The sequence below is a fragment of the Chlorogloeopsis sp. ULAP02 genome, assembly GCF_038404745.2.
Lineage (GTDB): Bacteria > Cyanobacteriota > Cyanobacteriia > Cyanobacteriales > Nostocaceae > Chlorogloeopsis.
Genome location: NZ_JAYKTT020000059.1, coordinates 61,141 through 84,214, shown reverse-complemented (window position 1 = coordinate 84,214; position 23,074 = coordinate 61,141). Strand labels below are relative to the sequence as shown.

Sequence of the window (23,074 nt, the reverse complement as noted above, 5' to 3'; positions counted from 1 at the left end):
AAGTTCGTTAGAAATTTCAGTTCCATGATCCAATTTACATCAATTTTTGCCACTTCCTCTGACTATCCAGGTGTGCCATTTACAGTACAAGGGACTATCGCTGTGGAGTTTTAGAAGAAACATTATTGGGTTGCAGTGCGCTTAACCCAAGCGTGCGGTAAAATTGTTGCAATTAATTATCATTAAAATTTAATAATTTTAAAATCCGTGGCAATGAAAATAACTTTAACTGAAAAAGACTACATTGAATTGTTAGAAGAAAGTGAACAAAATAGTACGCATCACTCAGCCTTAGAACCATTTGAATATCTTCATGAAACCCCCAAACAATTGGGTAAAGGTTACTATCGAGCAATTGAAGTGTATCCTGAATTTTGGCTGGATATTTTTGATCGGGAATACAATCATGATATGTTGTTCAAAATCCCTGTGAATCACCACCCCCTCCAATTTGGAGCTTTAGCAGTAGGGACGTACACAGATACCTATGGAAAAGTTGGGGAAGGACATACATTTATTGCTGGTGGTGGGCTTCAACGTAAAATCGATATATTTCATCGTCAGTCCCAAAGGACACTAGGTATTTATATAGAAATGCCACCCCAGTTGCTGAGGAATTTTTTTCCTGGGGTGGATGGAGAAATTGCATCGGAATTACGTTTTCTGGCAAAGGATAACGATTGGCAAACATTATTTTATCCCCAAACAACTCCGGCCATACAGGGAGTAGTACAGCAAATTATTAACTGTCCCTATCAGGGAATCACAAAACGTATGTATTTGCAGGCGAAGGCATTGGAGCTAATAACTTTACAGCTAGCTCCTTTTTTAGCCGAACAAGGGAAACACAAGCCATCACCCCGACTCAAAGCCACAACTATTGCCCGGATTCAGCACGCTAGGGAAATTTTACTGTCGCGTTTGGAAAATCCTCCACCGCTACTAGAGTTAGCTCAGTTAGTGGGGGTGAGTGCAACTACGCTCAAACGCGGATTTAAGATACTTTTTGGTACATCTGTGTTTGCCTACCTCACAGATAAACGCATGGCATGGGCAGAACAGCTATTAAGACAAAATAACAGCAGTGTTGCCGAAGTTGCTAACTTGGTTGGATATTCTCACTTAGGACACTTTGCAGCCGCTTTTAAACAGAGATATGGTATTACGCCAAGTCAATGTTTGTTAGGCAAAAAAGTCGTTTCGGGATAGTAAAAGCTTTTTTGGATAGACTCGACTGGTTGTACTCCTCTACACTCTGGTTTATTGCAACTAAGAAATATACGCAATAAGCAGTATTTTTAATTGTGTAGGGAGTGGTATGAAAAGTTGGCGATCGCTCAAAATATATCTTTGGTTGGTAGTGAGTGCAGTCGGGATCATCGGTGGTATGCTTGCTCAACCTGAACGGGCATTGGCATCAAAAAAACAGCAGGATAAAGTTGTCACAACAATTCAAACACTCAGCGAAACCGAGTTTCCAGCTACTAGTGTCAAAGATTTATTTTCGCAATCACCAACTAATCCCCCTGTTTCCCAGGAGAGTGAAGTTGTACCAATCACGGGAGTGAAAGCAAATCCCACAGATAAAGGTGTGGAAGTGATTTTAGAGACAACCCAAGGGGAGAAACTGCAAGTTACAAATCGCAGCACTGATAAGAATTTTATTGCAGATATATCTAATGCTCAGTTACGTTTACCATCGGGAGAAGCTTTCGCATTCCGTTCCGAAAAACCAAATAGTGAAATTACTGAGATAACAGTTACGAATATTGATGCAAATACTGTGCGAGTAACGGTGGTAAGTGAGAAAGCTTTGCCCACGGTTGAGTTATTTGATGATAATGCAGGGCTGGTTTTTGCAGTTACATCTGTGGTAACAGCGACGCAGCCACCAGAAAAACCGCAAGCTCAAGAAGAACTTACAAACCAGACACCGCAAGAAGAACCCGCAGGAGAGGATGAGCCGATTGAATTGGTAGTGACAGGAGAGCAAGATGGCTATCGCGTGCAGGATGCGAGTACGGCGACGCGGACAGATACCCCATTACGGAACATTCCCCAGTCGATTCAAGTTGTGCCACAACAGGTACTTAAAGACCAGCAAGTAACCCGTTTAAGCGAGGCACTGAGGAATACGCCAGGTGTGGCAAGAGGGGGGACTACACCCCGATTTACTTTTGTTGAAGATGCATTGATTCGAGGCTTTGATGCCAATTACTTAGTCAATGGATTAAGCTCACTCACAGATTTTGCTCCGATTTTTGAAGCTTCAAATATTGAAAGCGTTGAGGTATTAAAAGGCCCAGCTTCAGTTCTTTACGGTCGAGGTTTTACTGGAGGCATCGTCAATCTAGTTACCAAACAACCACTAAGTAAGCCTTACTCTTTGCTGGAATTTTCTGCGGGTAGCTTTAATTTCTATCGGGGTTCCGTGGATTTTTCTGGCCCGCTTAATGATAATCGTACAGTATTGTATCGCTTTACTGGAGCTGCTCAAACCACAGAAAGCTTTTTTGACTTTTATGATGCTCAACGTTACTCTCTTGCTCCTACGCTGACATGGCAAATTAGCGATCGCACAAAAATTACTTTCGAGGCTAATTATGCTCAAGCAACCCAACCGTTTGATTTAGGGCTTCCTGCCGTGGGAACAATCTTGCCGAATCCTAATGGCAAGATTCCGCGCGATCGCTACGTCAGTGAACCCTCAGATCAAGGACAGTATGAAGCTTTAACATTAGGCTATGATTTTCAGCATCGTTTTAGCGATAATTTGGAAATTCGCAATGCCTTTCGATTTGTAGACTTCAATATTGACAGGCAAGCTGTATTTAGTCTAGGTTTAGATCCTGATGGTCGTACTCTCAATAGAAGATTTCAATCACCCAACTTTGGTGAGTTGGTTTACAATTTAGATACTTATGTAATAGGCAAATTTAATACAGGCTCAATCAAACACGAGATTGTAGCAGGTGTGAATTTATTCAGACGAGACTCAACACTAGCAGGTTTTAATCGCAGCGCAGCACCAATTGACTTATTCGATCCGGTTTATGGTCAACCTCTTGGAGATGTGATTGATCGTTATGATAATTTAACTAGAACTGATTCTGTGGGCTTTTATCTTCAAGATCAAATTGCTTTGACTAACAACCTTAAGCTGTTGTTAGGAGGACGTTTTGATATTACTAGTCAAAAATCAGAAGATTTTCTGGAATCAACTAGCTCATTTCAACAAGATGAAGCTTTTAGCCCTCGTCTAGGAATTGTCTATCAACCAATTCCAGCACTTTCATTCTATGGCAGCTATAGCCGTTCATTTCTACCTGTTGTAGGCCGAACTGCTGACGGTAGTCTATTCAATCCAGAGCGGGGGACTCAGTATGAAATAGGTGTGAAAGCTGACTTGAGCGATCAACTGGCGGCAACTTTAGCATTTTATGATTTGACTCGCAGCAATGTAGAGACTGCCGATTTGGAAAATCCGGATTTTTCAATTCAAACAGGCGAACAACAAAGTCAAGGAATTGAATTCAATATTGCTGGCGAAATCTTGCCTGGATGGGATATTATCGCAGGCTATGCTTACACAGATGCAAAGATTACCAAGGACAATACCTTTGCCGTTGGCAACAATATCAACAATATTCCTAAACATGCGTTTAATGTATGGACAACTTATAAACTGCAAGAGGGTGATTTGAAAGGATTAGGCTTTGGTTTAGGGCTATTTTTTGTTGGCGATCGCCCAGGAGATTTGGACAATTCATTTGAGATCCCCAGTTATCTACGAACTGATGCTGCTATTTTCTATACGAGAGATGGATTTCGTGCTGCACTGAATTTCCGAAATATTTTTAACATAGACTATTTTGAATCTGCCGGAAACATAAATCGTGTTATTCTGGGCGAACCGTTTACCGTGCAGGGAACTATTTCTTGGCAGTTTTAACAAGTTGAGTAAAACTTTAAGGGATAGAGCGCTCTGCTCTACCGCTAAATCTATCCCGCTTTCATCAGATTATCAAAATGTTTTTACGTCGGTTTGTTTATTTACTGTTTTTAGCTATATTAGTCTGCTTAATTGTTTGGGCTTGTAGCAGAAACACTAATCAGATCGCTACAAGCTCGAAGCCTTTATTGGAAGAATGTCGAGTAGTGCAACACGCAATGGGAGAAGCTTGCGTTCCTAATCATCCAAAACGTTTTGTAGCTTTGAACCCGGCGGCTTTAGGAAATGCGATCGCCCTTGGCATTCAACCAATTGGAAGTATTTTTGAGTTCGATAAAAAATTTCCTGATTATTTGGAGGGTAAAACAGAGGGAATAGAGCCATTAGGAGAATGGGCGCAGCCCAGCATTGAACGCATTGCTTTACTCAAGCCCGATATTATTGTTAGTTGGTATCCTCAATCAATTTATCCTCAGCTATCTGCTATTGCTCCCACAGTTTTATACGATTGGGGAGGTGGCATCACGGAGCAGAATAATTGGAAACAATATTTTAACTTTATAGCTGAAGTGTTAAACAGAAGGGAAATAGCACAGCAGGTTTGGCAACATTATAATCAGCGCATCGAGCAACTAAAGACTGCATTAGGTGTTAGCGCAGCCTCTTTGAAGGAGAATCGCTACAAGAATAAAACTATTTCTTTTGTCAACTTTTGTTGTGGAGGAATGAGTAGCGAAACGGAAAATTCATTCATTGGTTCTATTTTAAGTGATGCAGGGCTTCAGCGCCCGCCTTCACAACGGCATAATCCACAAGGAGTTATTAGCTTTTCTGAAGAAAACTTATACATGGCTGATGGAGATGTGATGTTCGTCGTTGCTTATGGCGCAAATGAAACAGGTGAGCGTGATTTAAACATTCTTCAGAAGAAACCACTTTGGAAAAAACTAAAAGCTGTTCAACAAAATCGTGTTTATTATGTAGATCCGACAACTTGGAGAGGTCGAACTCCTTTGGCTGCTGATGCAGTTATTGATGATTTATTTAAATACCTTGTCAACACACCTTAAATCTATTTTCAGGTGAATAGACCACACGATACTATAAAGGCGGATTTTGTTTGAATCAGCAAACGAATAATATTATGTTCGGTTGAAGACTTATCATTAGGGCTGACAGGGAGACGCGACGATAAGGAAACGTGGAGATTTTCAAATGATAAGCGATTAGACGGAGTTGATATAAGTTTACAACTACTATAAATAACCTATAAGTTACCAGTAAACAGCGAATAGTTATCAGTTAATTTTCTATTATTTGCGCCATTTGTACTTTGAGATGGCGTTCAAAAATGCAGAAGCTGAGATTAGCGATCGCATAGCATACCGTAAGCAATCGTTCATTGTCACTTCGGAGTCTGAACTGTACAGCCAAGCTAATGCGATCACCAAGCTTAAAAATCTGCGTTCGTATGCCTTGCGCGATCGCCTACTTTCAAAAATCGCTCCAATTGTGTTCTACTGAGAACCGTTGCACCTGTAATTTCTTGGCAAATTGGCGATCGCACAAACCTGAAACTATCAGCTGAGTACATCAATATTTCCGGTTCCAATGGGCAGATGGGGCTTCCGGCGAGAGGAACTATCTTGCCCAACCCGAATGGTAAAATCCCGTTGAGTCGCAACTTAAGCGAACCCTTTGACAAAGATGATGTTGAGTTATTTAGGATAGGATACGACCTGGAACACAAATTTAGCAACAATTGGCAGCTACGTAGTGTTTTTGAGGCTGCTTGGCTAGAACAAGACAGGGTAATTGTGTTTCCTTTAGGCTTAGAAGAGGACAATCGGACTTTACAAAGAGGGCTTACCAGAAATCCAATTGATGCTAGAAATATCACCCTTGACAACTACTTTGTTGGTAAGTTTGCAACGGGTAGGATTCAGCATCAGTTAGTTGCTGGATTTAATTACACTCGGACAGAGCAAGAAAGCTTTGAACGTGCTGATGCGCGTTTAGACTTAGCTCCCATAGATATTTTTAATCCTGTCTACAATCAGCCTTTAGGAGAACCCTCCGGTGATCCTTTTGAAGGAGAAGCCAATTCAAATGCCTATGGTTTTTACCTCCAAGATCAAATTTCCCTCGCAGATAATTTTAAGCTGCTTTTAGGCGGTCGATTTGATATTGCCAATCAGCGGATCGTCAATAATTATCCAACAGATGGTTCTGCTCAACAAGAAGTTTTTAGCCCTAGAGTTGGATTGGTTTATCAACCTATTCCTGCCATTTCTCTCTATGCTACCTATGGACAATCTTTTAGACCAATAATCAATGTGTTTGAAGATGGAACAATTTCCGAGCCGGAGCGCGGCACACTGTATGAAGTTGGAGTTAAAGCAGACATAAGCGATCGCATTAGTGCAACTTTAGCGTTTTATGACCAAACTCGTACCAATATCCGCACTGAAGATCCAAATGATCCATTGCGGACTATCCAGGTGGGTGAACAAAACAGCCAAGGGATTGAGTTCAACATAGCTGGTGAAATTTTACCTGGTTGGAACATTGTTGCGGGATATGCTTACACTGATGCTCGTATTAGCAAAGACAACAGCTTTCCAGTTGGTAATCGCATCAATGGTGTTCCTGAACATAGCTTTAACGTCTGGACAACTTATCAAGTTCAAGAAGGTAGTTTACAGGGGTTAGGATTTGGTTTAGGGTTATTTTACCAAGGCGATCGGCAAGGAAACTTAGCAAACACATTTCAACTCCCTAGCTACCTCCGCACGGATGCTGCTATTTTCTATGAACACCAGCAATTCCGAGCTGCCCTCAATTTTAGAAATCTGTTTAACATTAATTATTATGAATCTGCCTTCAACATCAATCGTATTTTTCCTGGTGCTCCCTTTGAAGTGCAAGGAACAGTTTCTTGGCGATTTTGATTCAACTTTAGTCTGATCCACTTTGGTAATAATGCTAAATTCAACCTCATACCAACCGTTCCCAAAACTTTGAGAATTCACATCTTGCACCAGTCGTTTAATTGCGACTTTTGTAAGGTAGGTAATGCCCACCTTACGGTTATTACAGTAAATTTCATTTATTTGTACCACAATTTTTTGTCGGGGAGCCAGTGCGGTGGTGAGCCAGCGCCCTTGCGGGTTAAGCGCGTTGTAGCGACTGGCGTCAACTGGCGTGCGGGTTTAGCAGATATCCTTTCGGTTTGAGCTAGAGATTGAAACAAAACCCGCCCTTACTTACAGTATTGTGTTGTCTATTCATCTGAAAATGGCTGTAAGAAAGGTGCAAGACATCAAAGAAGGGATTTAGAAAAATATTCCCCCAATGATCAAGAGAATTGGTAGTGCAATTATACTATTTCTATTTGTCGGTCTAACTATTATTCTGATTAAAGCTTGTGATGACCGATTTACAGAGTCTTCAACCAATATAAACAGATTGTCCTCTGCTAGTGAATGTCGAATAGTACAACACACAATGGGGGAAACTTGTGTTCCAAAAAATCCTGAGCGTGTTGCGACTATTTTTCATGGTACTTTAGGAAATACATTGGCTCTAGGTGTTAAACCGATCGCCAGCAGTGTAGTGGATATGCAGAATCCGTTTCCTGCATATTTAAAAGATAAGGTTAAAGGGATAGAAATATTGGGTTCTCAAAATGAACCTAATTTAGAGAAAATCTTGATGTTTAAGCCTGACTTAATTCTGGTTTGGCAAAATATTCAAGCCATTTATCCGCTTTTATCGCAAATTAGCCCTACTGCTATTGTACCTTGGCGCGGCCCAGCAGCGTGGCGAGAACATTTTGAATTTGTCACCAAAGCTTTAAGAAAGGAAGCAGAAGCGCAGCAAGCCTGGAAGCATTATTATCAGCGAATAGATGAATTGAAATTAGCTTTAGGCAGTCGATATCAAAATAAAGAAATATCCGTGGTTGTTCCCTCTATCCATTGGGGATTCTTTATTCAAGCGAAGAATTCCTTTGCTGGTTCTATTCTTAACGATCTCAAATTACCACGTCCAAAGTTACAAGATGTCAATACCTCAAGCGGTTACGTCACTTTTACATCTGAGGAAGAGTTGGGGATGATAGACGGTGATATTATATTCGTTTTGACTTCCAAAAATGACGAGCGAGAAGCCTTTGAAAAAATTCTACAAAAGCCTCTAGGGAAAAGGCTTAAAGCAGTTCAGCGCGGACATATATATTTTGTAGATACCTTGGCGTGGATTGGCTCAAACTTGCTTGCTGCTGATGTCGTCATTGATGATTTATTTAAGTACCTTATCAATGCACCCTAAAGCAAGATATTCCTAGCTTATCCTTGGAAACTACATGAATTTAGTTAACAGTTAACTGTCAAGTGTTAACTATATAAAGTGAGTCTTCCTTTGTTAGCTGATAAATAGCATCATTAAGTCTAAAGCTAGTAAGCGCCAGTTATGACAATCGCACTTACACAAAGTTAGAAAGAGGAACTTTGGGATGAAGCCGCACAGAATAGTCTACAACCTTCATTGCCAAACAAATTATTCTTTCTCGCTTAGAAAATCCTCCCGCGAAGCTCCTCTGAAAGAGGCTCGCTCACCAACTAATCCACCTGCTACCCCAGGGGAAACACTATCAATAACGGGTGTAAAAGCCAATTCTACTAAACAAGGTGTGTGTTCTAGCCTCTGTTGGCTTTTATCTTCAAATTTGTATACCATCATCCTCTAAACACAAGTCATTAATTATCCCAACTTGCGATCGCTCTAAGAAAGATATTATCTCTACTATTCCTTAAATCAATTCTGCCTTTTTCATGTAGGTGCAGCCAGATTATGCAATAATATTAGAAATATTTTTCATTTATCACTAAATAAAATTTACTTGGTTTAACTTTCTTACTTAAATTTGCGATATAAATTTGACTTTATATTTCAGTAATTTAACTATGACCATCTCCATCTCCAGCCCAACCTTTTACGAGTTACTGTATGAGGAGACGGTGAACAGTTTCCAACATCCAGATCCCGATGATAAGTTAGACGTGATGTATAATTTCCCCAAGCTACTAGGACAGGGCTATTGTCGGGAAATCAATCTGCGTGCGGGTTTAGAGTTACTGATTGGTGATTTGCGCCTATGCGATCGCATAATTTTTGAAGATCCAGAGAAAGAATGCTGCATAAGTTACCACTTTCATTTTTCAGGAACACACGAAGATAAACATACATCCACAGGTGGCGGACAGTATATTTTCCACGGCAGTGGTTTAGCTCCGCAAATAAAATCTCAATGTTATCATCAACAACCATACCTGGAAATTGAATTTTCAGTACAGCCGGAGTTACTGCGTTCTTTTATTGGAGATAGTGAAGGAGAATTACCACAAGAGTTACAGCACTTAATTCGGGAATCTGATTCTCAGATTTACCATCGTTTTGGCACTGCAACCTTACCGATGCAGAGAGTAGCACAGCAAATTTTACATTGTCCTTATCGGGGAATTACCAAACGGGTTTACTTAGAGGGGAAAGTGCTGGAATTGATGGGAATGCTGTTAGCCCAGGAAGTTGAGATTCATGATGGCAAGAGCAATCCTCAGCCTTTGCAACCAGATGTAGTAGATAGAATTCACCATGCGAGGGAAATTATATTGCAGCGGTTAGACAATCCACCATCTTTAAATGAATTAGCGCGATTAGTCGGTTTAAATGAATGCACCTTGAAACGGGGTTTTCGTTTGTGTTTTGGCACAACAGTATTTGATTATCTGCGTAAATACAAACTTGAGCAAGCGCGACAATTGCTAGAAGCAGGAGAGATGAAAATTACTGAAATTGCTCATGCGATGGGCTACACAAGTCGCAGTCCCTTTGCTGCTGCATTCCGCAAGCAGTTTGGCATGAACCCCAAGGAATATCAAAAACAGCGAAAAATTCCGTTTAGCTATCGAAAAAATTCCGTCTACCTATCGAATCAGTCTTCTGCCTCACTGAGTTTCACGGTATTTTGTTGAAACTAATTATTATTAACGGTGTGGGCAGTGATATCAAATTATTGCTGGTTGAAGATGTGGATGCTTGCTTCCATCTTGGGATTAATTGGCTTACCTGCTTGGGCAGAAACGAGTTTAGAGCCTACTAAGTCTCATCAAAATCCATCTCCAGTGGCAACTGCGGCTATAAGTAATCACAAAATTCTGCGTTTAACCGAAATTAAGCGTCCAGCAACTACAGTTAAACAGTTGCTTTCTCAAGGAATAATTCAGGTAACGGGTGTAAGATTAAGACAAACAGACAAAGAACTAGAAGTAATTTTAGAGACTACAGGTTCCGACCAGTTACAGCCTGTAAGTAAGAGTGAGGGAAATAATTTTATTGCAGATATCCCCAATACTAAGTTAAATTTGCCATCGGGTAGTGAGTTCCGTCAAGAAAATCCCGCTGAGGGAATCACGGTGGTGACTGTAACCAATATTGATGCTAATACTGTCCGGGTGACAGTGACGGGTGAGGCGAGTTCGCCCCAAGTTGAGTTATTTGATAGTGATGAGGGTTTAATTTTTGGCGTAGTGGTTACCGAGACGGCAAAAGCACCACCGCAAGCGGAAACAGAGAAGCCAATCACGAGTGAAGAACAACAAGATGAGCCAATTGAGTTGATAGTAACGGGAGAGCAAGATGGGTATCTTGTACCAAATACTAGTGTAGGAACAAGAACTGATACGCCTTTACGAGATATTCCCGCTTCGATTCAAGTAGTGCCACAACGAGTGTTAGAAGAACAGCAAGTTACTACTCTCAATGATGCACTCAGAAATGTTAGTGGTGTAACTCAGACTGCTCCTAGTTACTTTAATCAATTTGCCACTTTTACGATTCGAGGGTTTGAAGCTTCTGATGGTGCAGGTAATTTTACCAGGAATGGATTGAGAGATTTACAAGGGGGAGGTAAAGCAGCAAATTTTGCTAATATTGAACGAATTGAAGTTCTCAGAGGCCCTGCTTCAGTTTTGTTCGGTGGGGGCAATCCTGGTGGTACGATTAACATTGTGACTAAGCAGCCACTGCCCGATCCCTTTTATACAGTTGAAGCGACAATCGGTAGTTATGACTTCTATCGAGGTATGGTCGATTTAACAGGGCCGCTAAATGATGAAAAAACAATCCGCTATCGATTGAATGCATCTTACGAGAATGCAGGTAGCTTTGTTGACTTTCTAGAGCGAGATAATCCATTTCTGTCGGGTGCACTCAGTTTTGACCTTGGAAAAAGCACAACAATAACGGTGGATGCAGAATATAACAAAGTAAATCAAAACGATGATAATGCTCTTCCGGCAGTTGGCACTGTATTACCGAATATAAACGGTGAGATACCACCTAACCGTAACTCTGGGGAAAAAAATACCTTCTACGGGCCAGAAGTTTTCAGAGTTGGGTATAACCTAGAGCATCGATTCAATGAAAACTGGTTATTGCGAAATGCCTTTTATTATGGACATTTCTACAACAGAGGTAGAAACACCTATTTTAATAGGGAACTTGATCCAGATCAAAGAACCTTACAACGGGGTGTTGGAGGTCAAGATTATAAAGAACAAGTTTACGATCTAACGACAAATGTTGTGGGGAATTTCTCAACGGGTTCCATTAGGCATCAACTTCTATTTGGAATTGATCTAACCCGACTTGATAACTATCTGTACAAGGCTCAGTACCAAGAAGCAACGCCGCTTGATTTGTTCAATCCAGTTTATGGAGCCTTATCAAGGGGTGAAATCATAGACGAAGCTGATAGTACTGGCTTGACAGATTCTTTAGGTGTCTATGTTCAAGATCAAGTGGCATTGGCAGAAAATCTCAAGTTGTTACTGGGCGGCAGATTGGATTTCTTCGAGCAGACGAACAGAGATTTCATCAATGAAACAGAAGAATTTCAATCTGGAAATGCCTTTAGTCCCCGTGTGGGAATTGTCTACCAACCAATTCAACCAATTTCACTCTATGCTAGCTATAGTCGCTCGTTTGCGCCAAGCATTGGCAGATCGATTGATGGCGAACAATTTCAGCCAGAACGAGGGATACAGTATGAGGTTGGGGTTAAAGCAGATATTAACAACAGACTCTCTGCAACTCTCGCGTTTTACGATCTCACTCGCTCTAACGTCACAACTGATGATCTAAGCAATCCAGGCTTCTCGATTCAAACAGGTGAACAAAATAGTCGTGGTATTGAATTGAACGTTGGAGGAGAAATCTTACCAGGATGGAACATGATTGCAGGCTATGCTTATACCGATGCGCGGATTACAGAAGATAACACATTTGAACCTGGTAATCGTTTGTATAACGTACCAAAACATAGCTTCAATTTATGGACGAGCTATGAATTGCAAGAAGGCGATTTGAGAGGATTGGGCTTTGGATTAGGATTTTTCTATGTGGGCGATCGCCAAGGGGATTTAGAAAATTCATTTACGTTGCCCAGCTATTTTCGCACAGATGCAGCTATCTTCTATAACCGCGGGCAGTTCAGAGCATCACTTAACTTTAGGAATTTATTTGATGTCAGCTATTTTGAATCTGCTTACGATCGGCTTAACGTTTTCCCAGCGGAACCATTTACTGTGCAAGGAACGCTTTCATGGCGGTTTTGAGGAGTTAGCAATTCGTGAAAATCTCTCTACGCCGCCTCATCTATTTACTGCTTTTAGGAGTCTTAGCGGCAACACTGATTGCAGCTTGCAGTACGATTAACGATACTCGTGTGACAAATCATAAACTGCAAGTAGAAGACTGTCGAGTCGTGCGACATACAATGGGTGAAACGTGCATTCCTCGCAATCCTCAACGAGTCGTGACTCTTAGACCTGATACTTTTGTCAATAGCTGGATATTAGGTATTCAACTAATTGGCTCGGCATATGAACTCGGTTCCCAGCTTCCCAAATATCTTCAAGGCAAAGTTGAGCAAGTAGAGTTTGTTGGGAGCTATGATTCTCCTAATTTAGAAAAGATTTTGCGACTTAAACCCGACTTAATCTTATCTAACTCTTACATGAAAGATATTTATGAACAGTTGTCACAAATTGCACCTACTGTTGTACTAAACTATCCTTGGCCTCCCCTTGGTTGGAAAAAGCAACTAGAAGAACTTGCTCAGATATTAGGCAAAGAGAATATTAGTCAGCAATTTATGGATAATTACTGGCAACGGATTCAAAAACTCAAGCAAGCTCTGGGAGAGCGTCGCCATACCCTAAGGATATCCGTTGCAGATGTAACTGGAGAAAATCGATTTACGGCATACGGAGAAAAGCATTATTCGGGAACGATTCTCAAAGATATTGGATTGCAACGTCCGCGATCGCAAACAGGAGATTTCTTCTACATAGAAAATATTTCGGAAGAAACTATACCTGATATTGATGGGGATGTTCTGTTTCTTGTATCTTTGGAATTTTATGGTGACAAGACAAAATTGGAGAATCTTAAACACAAACCCTTGTGGCAATGGCTTAACGCCGTTCAACGCGATCGAGTCTATTTTGTCGGCGAACATTGGCATGAATCAGATATTTTCGCGATTAATGCTATCCTTGATGACCTCGAAAAATACCTTGTCAATACACCTTAAGCCATGCCTAAACATACCTTATTTGTCTGCAAATCTTGCCACCGTTCCTCAGAAGAACTACCAGAAAATCAACCTGCTGACGGCACTATTTTACTTGACAAATTAAACACTTTATGCGGGGGAAAATTACCATCAAACGAACTTGAAATTAAACCCGTTGAATGCCTCTGGGCGTGCAGTCAAGGCTGTGTTGTATCTGTATCAAGCCAAGACAAACCCACGTACTTATTTGTCAATCTGCCACCGCAAGAAAGCGCAATAGCGTTACTGGAATTTATGCAACTATATATCAAAAGTCGTAAAGGCAATGTAGCTTGGAAACAATTTCCGGAGATTTTACAGTCTGCTATTTTCGCGCAAATCCCGCCTGTTGAAGTGTAGCTGCGGTTAAAAAATATCGTCTGCCCACAAACTATAGGCATGAGCACGCACACAGATACACTTATATCAAGTCCGGCTGGTTAGTTATGATTCCCGTATCTGTGCAAAAATCCTGTCAACTCTCTCCTAGTGCTCCCCTACTTGGCGAGACTTGTCAACACACCGTAAACTCACGTGAGTTTCCAACTCTCGATTAGCACTCAAACTGGGTGGAAGTAAAAGGCAGCCCCAACTACAGCATAGGTTGCAAGCAGCAACATTCCCTCTAACCAATTGGAGCGACCATCTAAACTAATTAGATTGGCAATGACTACAGCAATAATGACTGCAACAACCTCAAACAAGTTAAAGTTTAAATCCATTGGTTGTCCAATTAGCTGCCCAACTAGCACAAGGATCGGTGCAACTAACAAAGCAACTAGCAAACTCGACCCCATTGCTACAGACACTGACAAATCCATGTTGTTCTTCATTGCTACTCGGACAGCGGTTACGTATTCGGCTGCACCTCCAATTAGTGGTAACAAAATTACTCCGGTAAATAGAGGCGTCAATCCTAGTCCCTTTGTTGCTTGTTCAACTGCACCAACAAAAATCTCGGACACGAAGGCTACGCCAATGGTTGCTGCAAGCAAAATACCAACCCAAAGAGCCAAATTTGGCTTTGAATGCTTATCTGCTTCTGTGGTTTGTTCCAAAGAAACGTTATCTTCTAGTTCTACAACCCCAACATCATAGAGGTAGCTGTGAGTCTTCAAAGAAAACAACAGCGTCAAGCCATAAACTACAATTAAAACAACCGCTACAAAAATCGACAAGTTGGTAATAGCACTTGGCTCAACAACATTAGATGTGGTGATCACCATCGCAGGCAGGACAATTGCAGTGACTGCCAGTGTCATTGTAGAACCATTGACTCGCGCGGCCATTGGCTGAAAAGTCTGCTCTTTGTAACGTAGCCCACCCAACAGCATAGATAGACCCATTACCAGTAGTAGATTACTGATAATTGTTCCAGTAATGCTGGCTTTTACAATATCTACCAAGCCTTCTTTGAGAGCTACTAAAGCAATGATTAACTCAGTTGCATTACCGAATACTGCATTTAACAAACCTCCGATAGAAGGCCCTAAAACCACAGCAATCTCTTCTGTTGCTCTACTCAACCAGATTGCTAAGGGAATAATTGCAATCGCTGATAGTCCAAACACTATTAATGCATCCCAGTCTAACTTTTCTGTGACAATTGCAATCGGAATAAAAACTAGCAAACCTATTGAAATTAGATTTTTAGTTTGTATGTTTTTGAGTAGATTTGACATCAGTATAGAACTCTAATAATGACTAGTTAGCACAAAATCTCACTGAATTAAATCAAAGCAATTGTCTTGTCTGTAACAATTACTAAGCAACTCACCAGTATAGAAATCTGATTTTCCAAAAGTATTTTAGATGCAGCGTTAAATCTAGCTAACTAGCTAAAGATGGATGATCGCCGCCGTGGATGTACTTTTTTAAGGATCGTAATGTTGATAAGCACGTGTTGCCAATGTGCTGAATACTAATGTCAGGGCGAAGCTCCACAGTAGGGTGACGATAACTGAACCTGCGACTGAACCACCCAAAGACAAACCACGAAGTGCTTGAGTCACCGAAGAAACCGGGTTGAATTCTACAAAGCCCTGAAGCCAGCCTGGAAAACCCTCTTTGGGTACATACCCGATGCTCAAAAACGTAAGTGGCAACAGCCATGGGATCATTGCTGCCTGAACCGACTCTGGTGTTTTGAATTTAACAGCGAAAAATACTGCCAGCCAGGCAAAGGATGAAGTAAATATAACAGGTAAAATTAGGAACGCCACAATAGCCAGGTAATTAGTTTGGAACCGAAAGCCAAGCAGATATCCCACCACTGTTATAATCGCCACCTGTATCAACAAACGACCACTACTACCGAAAATTCGTCCAGCTAGCACCGCAGACCGAGCAATGGGCAAAGTGCGTAGTCGAGTATCCATGCCGCTTTTGAGGTCATTGTGCAGTGTAGTCCCAGTATCAATAGTACTAAAAAGCAACCCCTGAACTATAGTTAGCGGCACCAGAAACTGAGCATAGTCAGCATAAGTACCATTGGGCATCACTACCTTGGCAAAGCTAGCGGTGAAAAGCAGCAATAAAAATACAGGGAATCCTGTGGCTCCGACAATGACAGATGGATTTCTCAAGTCGAGGAGCAAGTTACGGCGAGCAATCAGGGTTATTTCAGCAACTGTGCGGATGAAGCCCACTTCTTTGTGAGTTGATAGCAACCTAGTTGCAATTGGAGGAGGCATAGTCATTATGAAACCTTCTGGTAGAGATAAACAGCCAGAAATACAAAGATCAGCAACAATCCCAGCAGCCAACCAACAGACCAAAACAGAGGATTTAATATCTCGTTACCATTGACTAATGCCCTCAGTGCATTGGCAGTGTGGCTGACAGGTTGTCCGCGAACAATCGCTTGCAGCCAATGGGGAAAATTTTCTGCGGGACTAAAACCTGTGCTGAGTAAAAGCAAGGGAGCGTAAGGGATAATGCTCAGTGATTGTACTAAATTCGGTTCCTTGAGTCCGAGCGCCAGTACAGCATAACCGGCGATCGCAGTAGTCGTGAACAGCAACGTCAATGCTATAAACCCTACTACAGAGAACCAACCACCCTGAAAACGGAAGCCGTAAACATGGGCAAAGCAGACAAGAATCGCCAAAGCGATCGATGCCCGCACGATGTAAGCAATTAACAGCCCACCAAAGGCTGCTACTCGTGAAATTGGCATTGCCCGACACCGTTGCAGCATCCCTGCTTTGATGTCGGTAGCTAGGTTAATTGCTGCTCCCATTGCAGTAAAAAACATGGCTTGGAGTGTGATGATGGGAACTAAGTACTGCACGTAATTAATTTCTTGAGCGGCCATTAACCGTTCAAAAGTCAGTAGAAACCCACTGAGAAACATAATGGGTATAAGCACCACAGATACTGTAACTGCGGAAAATCGGCTCAATAAAATCAAGTTTCGGTGACCGATAATCAGACTGTCCGCAAACACTCGACTAATACCTGATTCGTTCCGAGTTGCCACTAACTTTTTCGCTTTTGTGTATAGATCGTTAGTATCCATCAATTTATTTAATAATTGAAAGTAAAATTCAATACATAAATTTAGACTCTTGATATCAAATTGAGAAATTGAGTAAAAATTTACGACTTTTCTAAATATTGTTACTTAGAAATGAGGATCGGTTGTGTGACCAGTCAAGGCAAAAAACACATCATCAAGACTGGGACGGCGCAGAGAAACGTCAGTCAGGTTAACACCGATAGCTTCTACTCTACGGAGCACCTCTGTTAAGGTGACTACACCTTTTGCAGCCGGAAGCGTAAGAGTAGTGCTACCAGTAATCTCACCAAGATCCGCCAATGAACCTCGCACCTTTTGCTCATCACCAGGATCGGCAAGTCGTAGCTCACAAAAAGTTTCTCCAACTCGGTTTTTAAGTTCATCAACTGTACCTTGAGCGATCGCCTGTCCGCGATCGATGACCACAATCCAGTCGGCTAGTTCGTCTGCTTCCTCTAGATATTGGGTAGTAAGGAGAATTGTCATACCCTGTGCCTTCAATGCTCTTACCATATTCCACACTTGGCGGCGGCTGTAGGGATCAAGACCAGTCGTCGGCTCATCCAAAAACAGTACTAATGGCTCAGTCACAATGCTGATCGCCAAATCTAGCCGTCGTCGCATACCGCCCGATAACTTTTTGACTCGCAGATTGGCTGCTGCTGTTAAGTCGAATTGTTCTAGTAATTCTGCGCCTCTCCGTGCAGCCTTGACGCTAGACAGTCGCAGTAAGCGTCCGAATAATACCAAGTTTTCCCGTGCTGTAAGTTCCTCATCAACAGCCGCAAACTGACCAGTCAGCCCAATCAACGCCCGCACTGCAGCAGGTTGAGTAACCACATCATAACCAGCGATCGTGGCACTACCATCATCTGGTTTCAGAAGGGTAGTTAGGCAGTTGATGGTTGTAGTTTTGCCTGCACTGTTCGGCCCAAGCATACCAAGGACTGAGCCTGCTGGTGCTGAGAAATTAATACCTCTCAATACTTCTGTTTTGCCAAAATACTTTCTCAAGTTCTTGACCTGCACGATCATATAGTCCATCGGAGTTCTTTTATCTCTTTAGTTTATTGACAAATTATTTTAATAAGTTTTTAGATATATAAAACGTAATAATTAAAAAGTAAATCTTAACTAGTACAAATGATTTTGCAAGGTTTGGATGTGGTGTTTAGTTATCCAATCAAAGAAGATCCAATTTCTGTGGAGAATCTAAATAACCATTCTTGTTCAAATAAGATAAGTATTTACTGATTAATTCAGTATTGGGTAATGGACAATTAATCGAACTATCTGCAAGTCCATCAAGTGTATTTTGGCAGTCATATTGTAGATGCAATAACTGTAATTGTTCTTCAGAAAAGCTTTCCAGAAACATCAAAGGCAATGACCTAATTGTATGTTCTTGAGAATATTTACTGAAATTCACCAATTTTGCCCTCCATTTATCATATTGAGCCATAGCGATAGGATAGCCAAATGAGCGTATATGGTTAATCATTGCACTCATAGACAGCGGATGGGGATTGAATAAGTGAAAGACTTTTCCTAGTGATTTTTGCTGCATAGATAAATGAGCGATCGCTTGACTCACATAATCTACAGGAGTAATATCCCACATCACATCTAAATCAGGTGCACTTCCAAGTTGGATAAAACTTTTGAGGACTGTACTTAGCAAGTCCTGGTGTTTACAAATTCCTGTGTGGCTACTTCCTGTAATCATTCCAGGTCTATAAATAGATACAGGTATTCCTCTTGAGCGAGCAATTGTTACTATCTTTTCAGCTACCCATTTACTTTGAGCATAACCATTGTGAAGTTTCTCCCAGGAATCTGAAAGATTCTCTTCTCGAATTACTTTACCTTGACAAGAGTTAACAGATTGCACAACGGACAAAGTAGAAATGAAATGCACAGGCTTAACTTTAACCAGGCTAGCTAACCTCAGAATTTCCTGAGTTCCCAAAACATTAATTGCCTTAAATGCAGTGTATGGCAAGATAGAATTAACTAAAGATCCATTATGATAAATAACATCAATCTGTTGCGCCAGCCTGTAAAATTGCTCTTTAGTTAGACCTAGACGAGGTTTTGATAAATCTCCGACTATAGGAATAATTCTGGCACTCAAACTTTCATGCCAAAGCAAATAAAATTCTAGATGACTTTTAATTTTATTTTTAGCTAAATCAGAATTTTCTGCACGTACTAAACAGTAAATATCTGTTTGAGTACTTTGCAAAAGTTCGTAAAGTAAAAAGGCTCCTAAAAAACCCGTTACTCCAGTTAAAAATAGATTATTTGCTTGAAACGCAAAAACATTTTCATCTAGAGGATGAATTGTTGAATCTAGTACAGCTTCATTTAATAATTTGATTGTCTTTTCACCGATACTATTTTTATTGTTAAAAAACTGAATAATTTCTGCTTTACGCTCAAATATCTGAGCTTTTAGATTTGACGTTATCACACCCTTAGGAGCATTACAACGGATGATATCATCATCAGCCCAAATCTTAATATCTAGATTCACAAGTTCAGATAAAAATTCCTCAATCGGCTTCATATTTCTATTCCCTCACGTTCGTAGTTATGCTCAACGGGCATAGACAAACACTTTTCAATAATTTGCATTTTCTCAATTCGTTCAGCTAACCCCGCCACTGTTGGTGACTCAAATAAATCTACAATTGTTAACTCTATTTGAAAAGCTTCCGATAATTGAGTAATCAGTTGAATAACTAATAAAGAATTTCCTCCTAACTCAAAGAAATTATCATAAATACCCACTTGATTAATCCCAATAATTTGAGAAAATATTTTCGCTATCATTTCTTCTATAGAGTTACGAGGCTTAACAAAATTTTCTGTTAGTTCCGGTCTATTTGTGTCAGGAATTGGTAATGCTCTACGGTCTACTTTACCATTAGGATTTAACGGGAGGCCTTTCAGCATTATGAAAACAGCAGGTACCATATAGTTTGGCAATTTCTTTTCAATGAAATAGCGCAGATCGCTAGTAGTAAGAATATGTTCTGGTTTCGCTACTACATAAGCTACAAGGCGCTTGTTCCCAGATTGATCTTCTTGATCTAAAACCACAGATTGAAGCACCGAGGGATGCTGGCTCAACACAGATTCAATTTCCCCAAGTTCAATGCGGAAACCACGAATCTTCACTTGATAGTCAACACGCCCCAAAAACTCAACATTACCATCTGCTAAATAACGGGCTAAATCCCCTGTTTTATATAATTTTCCATTGTCAAAGGGGCTGGGGATAAATTTCTGTTTAGTCAGCTCTGGTTGATTCAAATAACCCCTAGCCAGACCAATACCACTAATATATAGTTCGCCAGGAACACCAATAGGAACTGGCTGTAAATATGGATCTAGAATATAAAGTTTTGTATTTGCAAAAGGGCGTCCAATCGGGACTAGTCCACCAATTAACAAATTGTCTGGAGTCGTTTTAAAATATGAACTGTCAATAGTGGCTTCACTCACACCATAGGAATTGATTAAACGAGTTTCTGGATGCAAAAAATGTTTAATTTTCTGATAATCTTCCACATACCAACTATCTGAACCAACAGCTAATAATCTCATAAAGTCGAGTTTTTGTCCTGTTCTTTCTAGATACTGAATCAAATGTTTTAGCACAACTGGCACAAACTCTGCGCAATCAACCTTTTCTTTGTGCATCAGTTTATATAGTTTCTCTGGTTCTAAAAGCCACTCCCGCTTACAGATAACTAGTTTGGCTCCAGAACAAAGCGCACGCACCATATCTCCAGAAAAAACATCAAAAGAGAAACTTGCCATTTGTAGATGACTGGAACACAAAGGGCGGAGTTGATATGCATCTTCCCAGGCTAGATAAGCATTCACCAAATTTCGATGTGTAACCATGACTCCTTTGGGGTTTCCAGTAGAACCAGAGGTGTAGATTACATAAACTAAATTTTCAGCTAATATCTCACTTGTGGGATTTTGTTTGTTTTGTTGAGAAATTAATTCCCAATCTGTATCTAAACAAACTACAGGGGATTTTATATCAGGTAAATCTGCTAGCAAATGCTGCTGAGTTAATATCACTGATACCTGGGAATCTGACAATATAGAGGCAAGACGCTGTTTAGGATAAGCCGGATCTAGAGGAACATAAGCTCCACCTGCTTTGAGAATGCCCAATAATCCCACAATCATTGCAATTGAGCGGTCTACACAAATACCAACTAAAACTTCTGGCTTTACACCCAATTTTTGGAGATAATGAGCTAGTTGATTAGCTTGTTGATTAAGTTCTTGATAAGTCAATTGCTGGTCTTCAAATATTACGGCAATAGCATTAGGTGTCTTCTCGACTTGATGTGCAAATAATTGATGAATGCAAGTTGCCTGGGGATAATTTACATCATTTTGATTCCACTCTAATAATTGCTGTTGTTCAGCTAGAGTTAATAAAGGTAATTGATAAACTCGTTGATTGGGATTAGCAACAATTCCAGCTAATAATGTCTGAAAATGTCCAATCAGACGAGTAATAGTAGAATCATTAAATAGCTTAGTGTCGTATCCTATTCGCCCTACCAAACCTGATTCTTCTTCTACTAAATGAAGTGTGATATCAAACTGAGCTGTTTGATTATCAATTAATGAGTATTTTACATCTAGACCTGGAAGTTCTATGTCCCGTGATGAGGTGGCATTTTGCATCACAAATAGTACTTGAAACAACGGTAAATAGCTTAAATTCCGCCCTAGCTGCAATTCCTCTACTAGTTTTTCAAAGGGTAAGTTTTGGTGAGCAAAAGCGCTTAATACTACCTCCCGCACCTGGTTTAATAATTCTCGAAAGCTAGGATTACCCGACAAATTGGTACGCAGTACTAATGTGTTGATAAAACAGCCAATTAAATTTTCAGTTTCGGGTTGATGGCGATTAGCGCTCGGTGAACCAACTAAGATATCCTCCTGTCTGGTGTAGCGGTAGAGTAAAACTTTAAACGCTGCTAGTAGCGTCATAAATAAGGTAGCTTCTGTTTGCTGGGATAAAGCCTTGAGCGAGTCGATCAAGGTTTTTGGTAATACAAAAGACTGCATCTTACCAGCAAAAGAAGGGGTTGGCGATCGCGGTCTATCGGTGGGTAATTGCAGTAAAGCGGCAGCACCTTGCAATTGCTGCTTCCAGTAGGATATTTCTTTTTCCAGTTGCGTTCCTTGGGTAGCCTGCCTTTGCCAAGCTGCAAAATCTGCATATTGGATTGGTAATTCGGCTAGGGGTGAAGGCTGTCCATTGGCAAAGGCTTGGTAAAGAATATTTAACTCTCGGAAAAATACGCCCACCGACCAGGCATCAGAGGCAATGTGATGCATTGTCATCAGCATCATGTATTCTGTAGCGTCTAGGTGTAGTAGGGTGACGCGCAGAAATAAATTAGCTGTTAAGTCAAAGGGTCTGCAAGCCTCTTCCATAGCTAATCGCTGCGCTTCTCGATCTCGTTCAGATTTGGGAAGCGATCGCAAGTCTATCAAGGGTAATATAAAGTTTACATGAGGCGAAATCACTTGAATGAGTTGCTTGTTTACAGTCTTGAGGGTAGTACGCAAGATTGCGTGGCGTTGAATAATTTCCCTGATGCTTTGCTCTAAAATTTTTACTTGTAGAGAACCACTGATGTTCACAGCGACAGGCATATTGTTAGATGTGGCACTTTTGACTCCTAACTGGTCTTGAAACCACATTCTTTGCTGGGCAAAAGATGCTGGTAAATTGTTATTTTCATCTCCAACTATTTTGGGAATTACAGATGTTTTTAAATGTTTTCCATGCTTCTGCTTCAGACGCAATTCTAGTAAAGCACGTTGTTCTGGAGAAAGCGCAGTAATTCGTTTGGAAAAGTCATTCATGACTCAA

Annotated in this window: 17 protein-coding genes; 10 read left to right on the top strand and 7 right to left on the bottom strand. The window is 40.8% G+C overall.

Annotated elements, in window-relative coordinates:
- The first annotated feature begins 213 nt into the window (after positions 1-213).
- The 6 genes from U2718_RS20280 (at position 214) to U2718_RS20255 (ending at position 8,284) form a co-directional block, all read left to right on the top strand.
- The gene (locus U2718_RS20280; protein ID WP_342002136.1) at positions 214-1,209 is read left to right on the top strand and encodes an AraC family transcriptional regulator; all 996 of its coding nucleotides are present in this window, start codon (positions 214-216) and stop codon (positions 1,207-1,209) included.
- Positions 1,210-1,318: 109 nt separating this feature from the next.
- Positions 1,319-3,952 (top strand): TonB-dependent siderophore receptor, encoded by a 2,634-nt coding sequence (locus tag U2718_RS20275; RefSeq protein WP_342002137.1) that lies wholly within the window; start codon positions 1,319-1,321, stop codon positions 3,950-3,952.
- A gap of 77 nt (positions 3,953-4,029) precedes the next feature.
- On the top strand, positions 4,030-5,022 hold the full coding sequence (locus U2718_RS20270; protein ID WP_342002139.1) for an iron-siderophore ABC transporter substrate-binding protein: 993 nt from the start codon (positions 4,030-4,032) through the stop codon (positions 5,020-5,022).
- A 268-nt stretch (positions 5,023-5,290) separates the two neighbouring features.
- The gene (locus U2718_RS20265) at positions 5,291-5,476 is read left to right on the top strand and encodes a hypothetical protein (RefSeq protein WP_342002141.1); all 186 of its coding nucleotides are present in this window, start codon (positions 5,291-5,293) and stop codon (positions 5,474-5,476) included.
- The gene (locus U2718_RS20260) at positions 5,473-6,903 is read left to right on the top strand and encodes a TonB-dependent siderophore receptor (RefSeq protein ID WP_342002220.1); all 1,431 of its coding nucleotides are present in this window, start codon (positions 5,473-5,475) and stop codon (positions 6,901-6,903) included. Before U2718_RS20265 ends, U2718_RS20260 begins: the two co-directional genes overlap by 4 nt.
- Positions 6,904-7,306: 403 nt before the next feature.
- Positions 7,307-8,284, top strand: a complete 978-nt coding sequence (locus U2718_RS20255) for an iron-siderophore ABC transporter substrate-binding protein (protein WP_342002143.1) — start codon at positions 7,307-7,309, stop codon at positions 8,282-8,284.
- A 228-nt stretch (positions 8,285-8,512) separates the two neighbouring features.
- Here the strand turns inward: U2718_RS20255 and U2718_RS20250 are convergent, their stop codons facing one another.
- On the bottom strand, positions 8,513-8,695 hold the full coding sequence (locus tag U2718_RS20250) for a hypothetical protein (RefSeq protein ID WP_342002145.1): 183 nt from the start codon (positions 8,693-8,695) through the stop codon (positions 8,513-8,515).
- Between the two features lie 224 nt (positions 8,696-8,919).
- Between U2718_RS20250 and U2718_RS20245 the strand changes: the two genes are divergently transcribed.
- The 4 genes from U2718_RS20245 to U2718_RS20230 are packed head-to-tail and all read left to right on the top strand — an operon-like array spanning position 8,920 to position 13,991.
- Positions 8,920-9,987 (top strand): AraC family transcriptional regulator, encoded by a 1,068-nt coding sequence (locus tag U2718_RS20245; RefSeq protein WP_342002147.1) that lies wholly within the window; start codon positions 8,920-8,922, stop codon positions 9,985-9,987.
- A 27-nt stretch (positions 9,988-10,014) separates the two neighbouring features.
- Positions 10,015-12,630 (top strand): TonB-dependent siderophore receptor, encoded by a 2,616-nt coding sequence (locus U2718_RS20240; RefSeq protein WP_411813330.1) that lies wholly within the window; start codon positions 10,015-10,017, stop codon positions 12,628-12,630.
- A gap of 14 nt (positions 12,631-12,644) precedes the next feature.
- Complete coding sequence (locus tag U2718_RS20235; RefSeq protein WP_342002151.1) at positions 12,645-13,610, top strand: iron-siderophore ABC transporter substrate-binding protein; 966 nt, start codon at positions 12,645-12,647, stop codon at positions 13,608-13,610.
- A gap of 3 nt (positions 13,611-13,613) precedes the next feature.
- The gene (locus U2718_RS20230; RefSeq protein WP_342002152.1) at positions 13,614-13,991 is read left to right on the top strand and encodes a DUF1636 family protein; all 378 of its coding nucleotides are present in this window, start codon (positions 13,614-13,616) and stop codon (positions 13,989-13,991) included.
- 200 nt (positions 13,992-14,191) lie between these two features.
- On the opposite strand, the gene cax is transcribed toward U2718_RS20230, so the two are convergent.
- The 6 genes from cax to U2718_RS20200 form a co-directional block, all read right to left on the bottom strand.
- Positions 14,192-15,313: a calcium/proton exchanger gene (gene cax / locus U2718_RS20225; RefSeq protein WP_276748705.1), complete on the bottom strand. Its 1,122-nt coding sequence runs from the start codon at positions 15,311-15,313 to the stop codon at positions 14,192-14,194.
- A 192-nt stretch (positions 15,314-15,505) separates the two neighbouring features.
- Positions 15,506-16,330, bottom strand: coding sequence for an ABC transporter permease (locus tag U2718_RS20220; RefSeq protein ID WP_342002153.1), 825 nt, complete (start codon positions 16,328-16,330; stop codon positions 15,506-15,508).
- The gene (locus tag U2718_RS20215; protein WP_342002154.1) at positions 16,330-17,151 is read right to left on the bottom strand and encodes an ABC transporter permease; all 822 of its coding nucleotides are present in this window, start codon (positions 17,149-17,151) and stop codon (positions 16,330-16,332) included. Before U2718_RS20215 ends, U2718_RS20220 begins: the two co-directional genes overlap by 1 nt.
- A 105-nt stretch (positions 17,152-17,256) precedes the next feature.
- Entirely contained in the window at positions 17,257-18,195 is a 939-nt protein-coding gene (locus tag U2718_RS20210) for an ATP-binding cassette domain-containing protein (protein ID WP_411813329.1), read from the bottom strand.
- Between the two features lie 139 nt (positions 18,196-18,334).
- Complete coding sequence (locus tag U2718_RS20205; RefSeq protein WP_342002156.1) at positions 18,335-19,720, bottom strand: thioester reductase domain-containing protein; 1,386 nt, start codon at positions 19,718-19,720, stop codon at positions 18,335-18,337.
- The gene (locus U2718_RS20200; protein WP_342002157.1) at positions 19,717-23,067 is read right to left on the bottom strand and encodes an amino acid adenylation domain-containing protein; all 3,351 of its coding nucleotides are present in this window, start codon (positions 23,065-23,067) and stop codon (positions 19,717-19,719) included. The genes U2718_RS20205 and U2718_RS20200 overlap by 4 nt, the downstream gene beginning before the upstream one ends.
- Positions 23,068-23,074 lie beyond the last annotated feature (7 nt).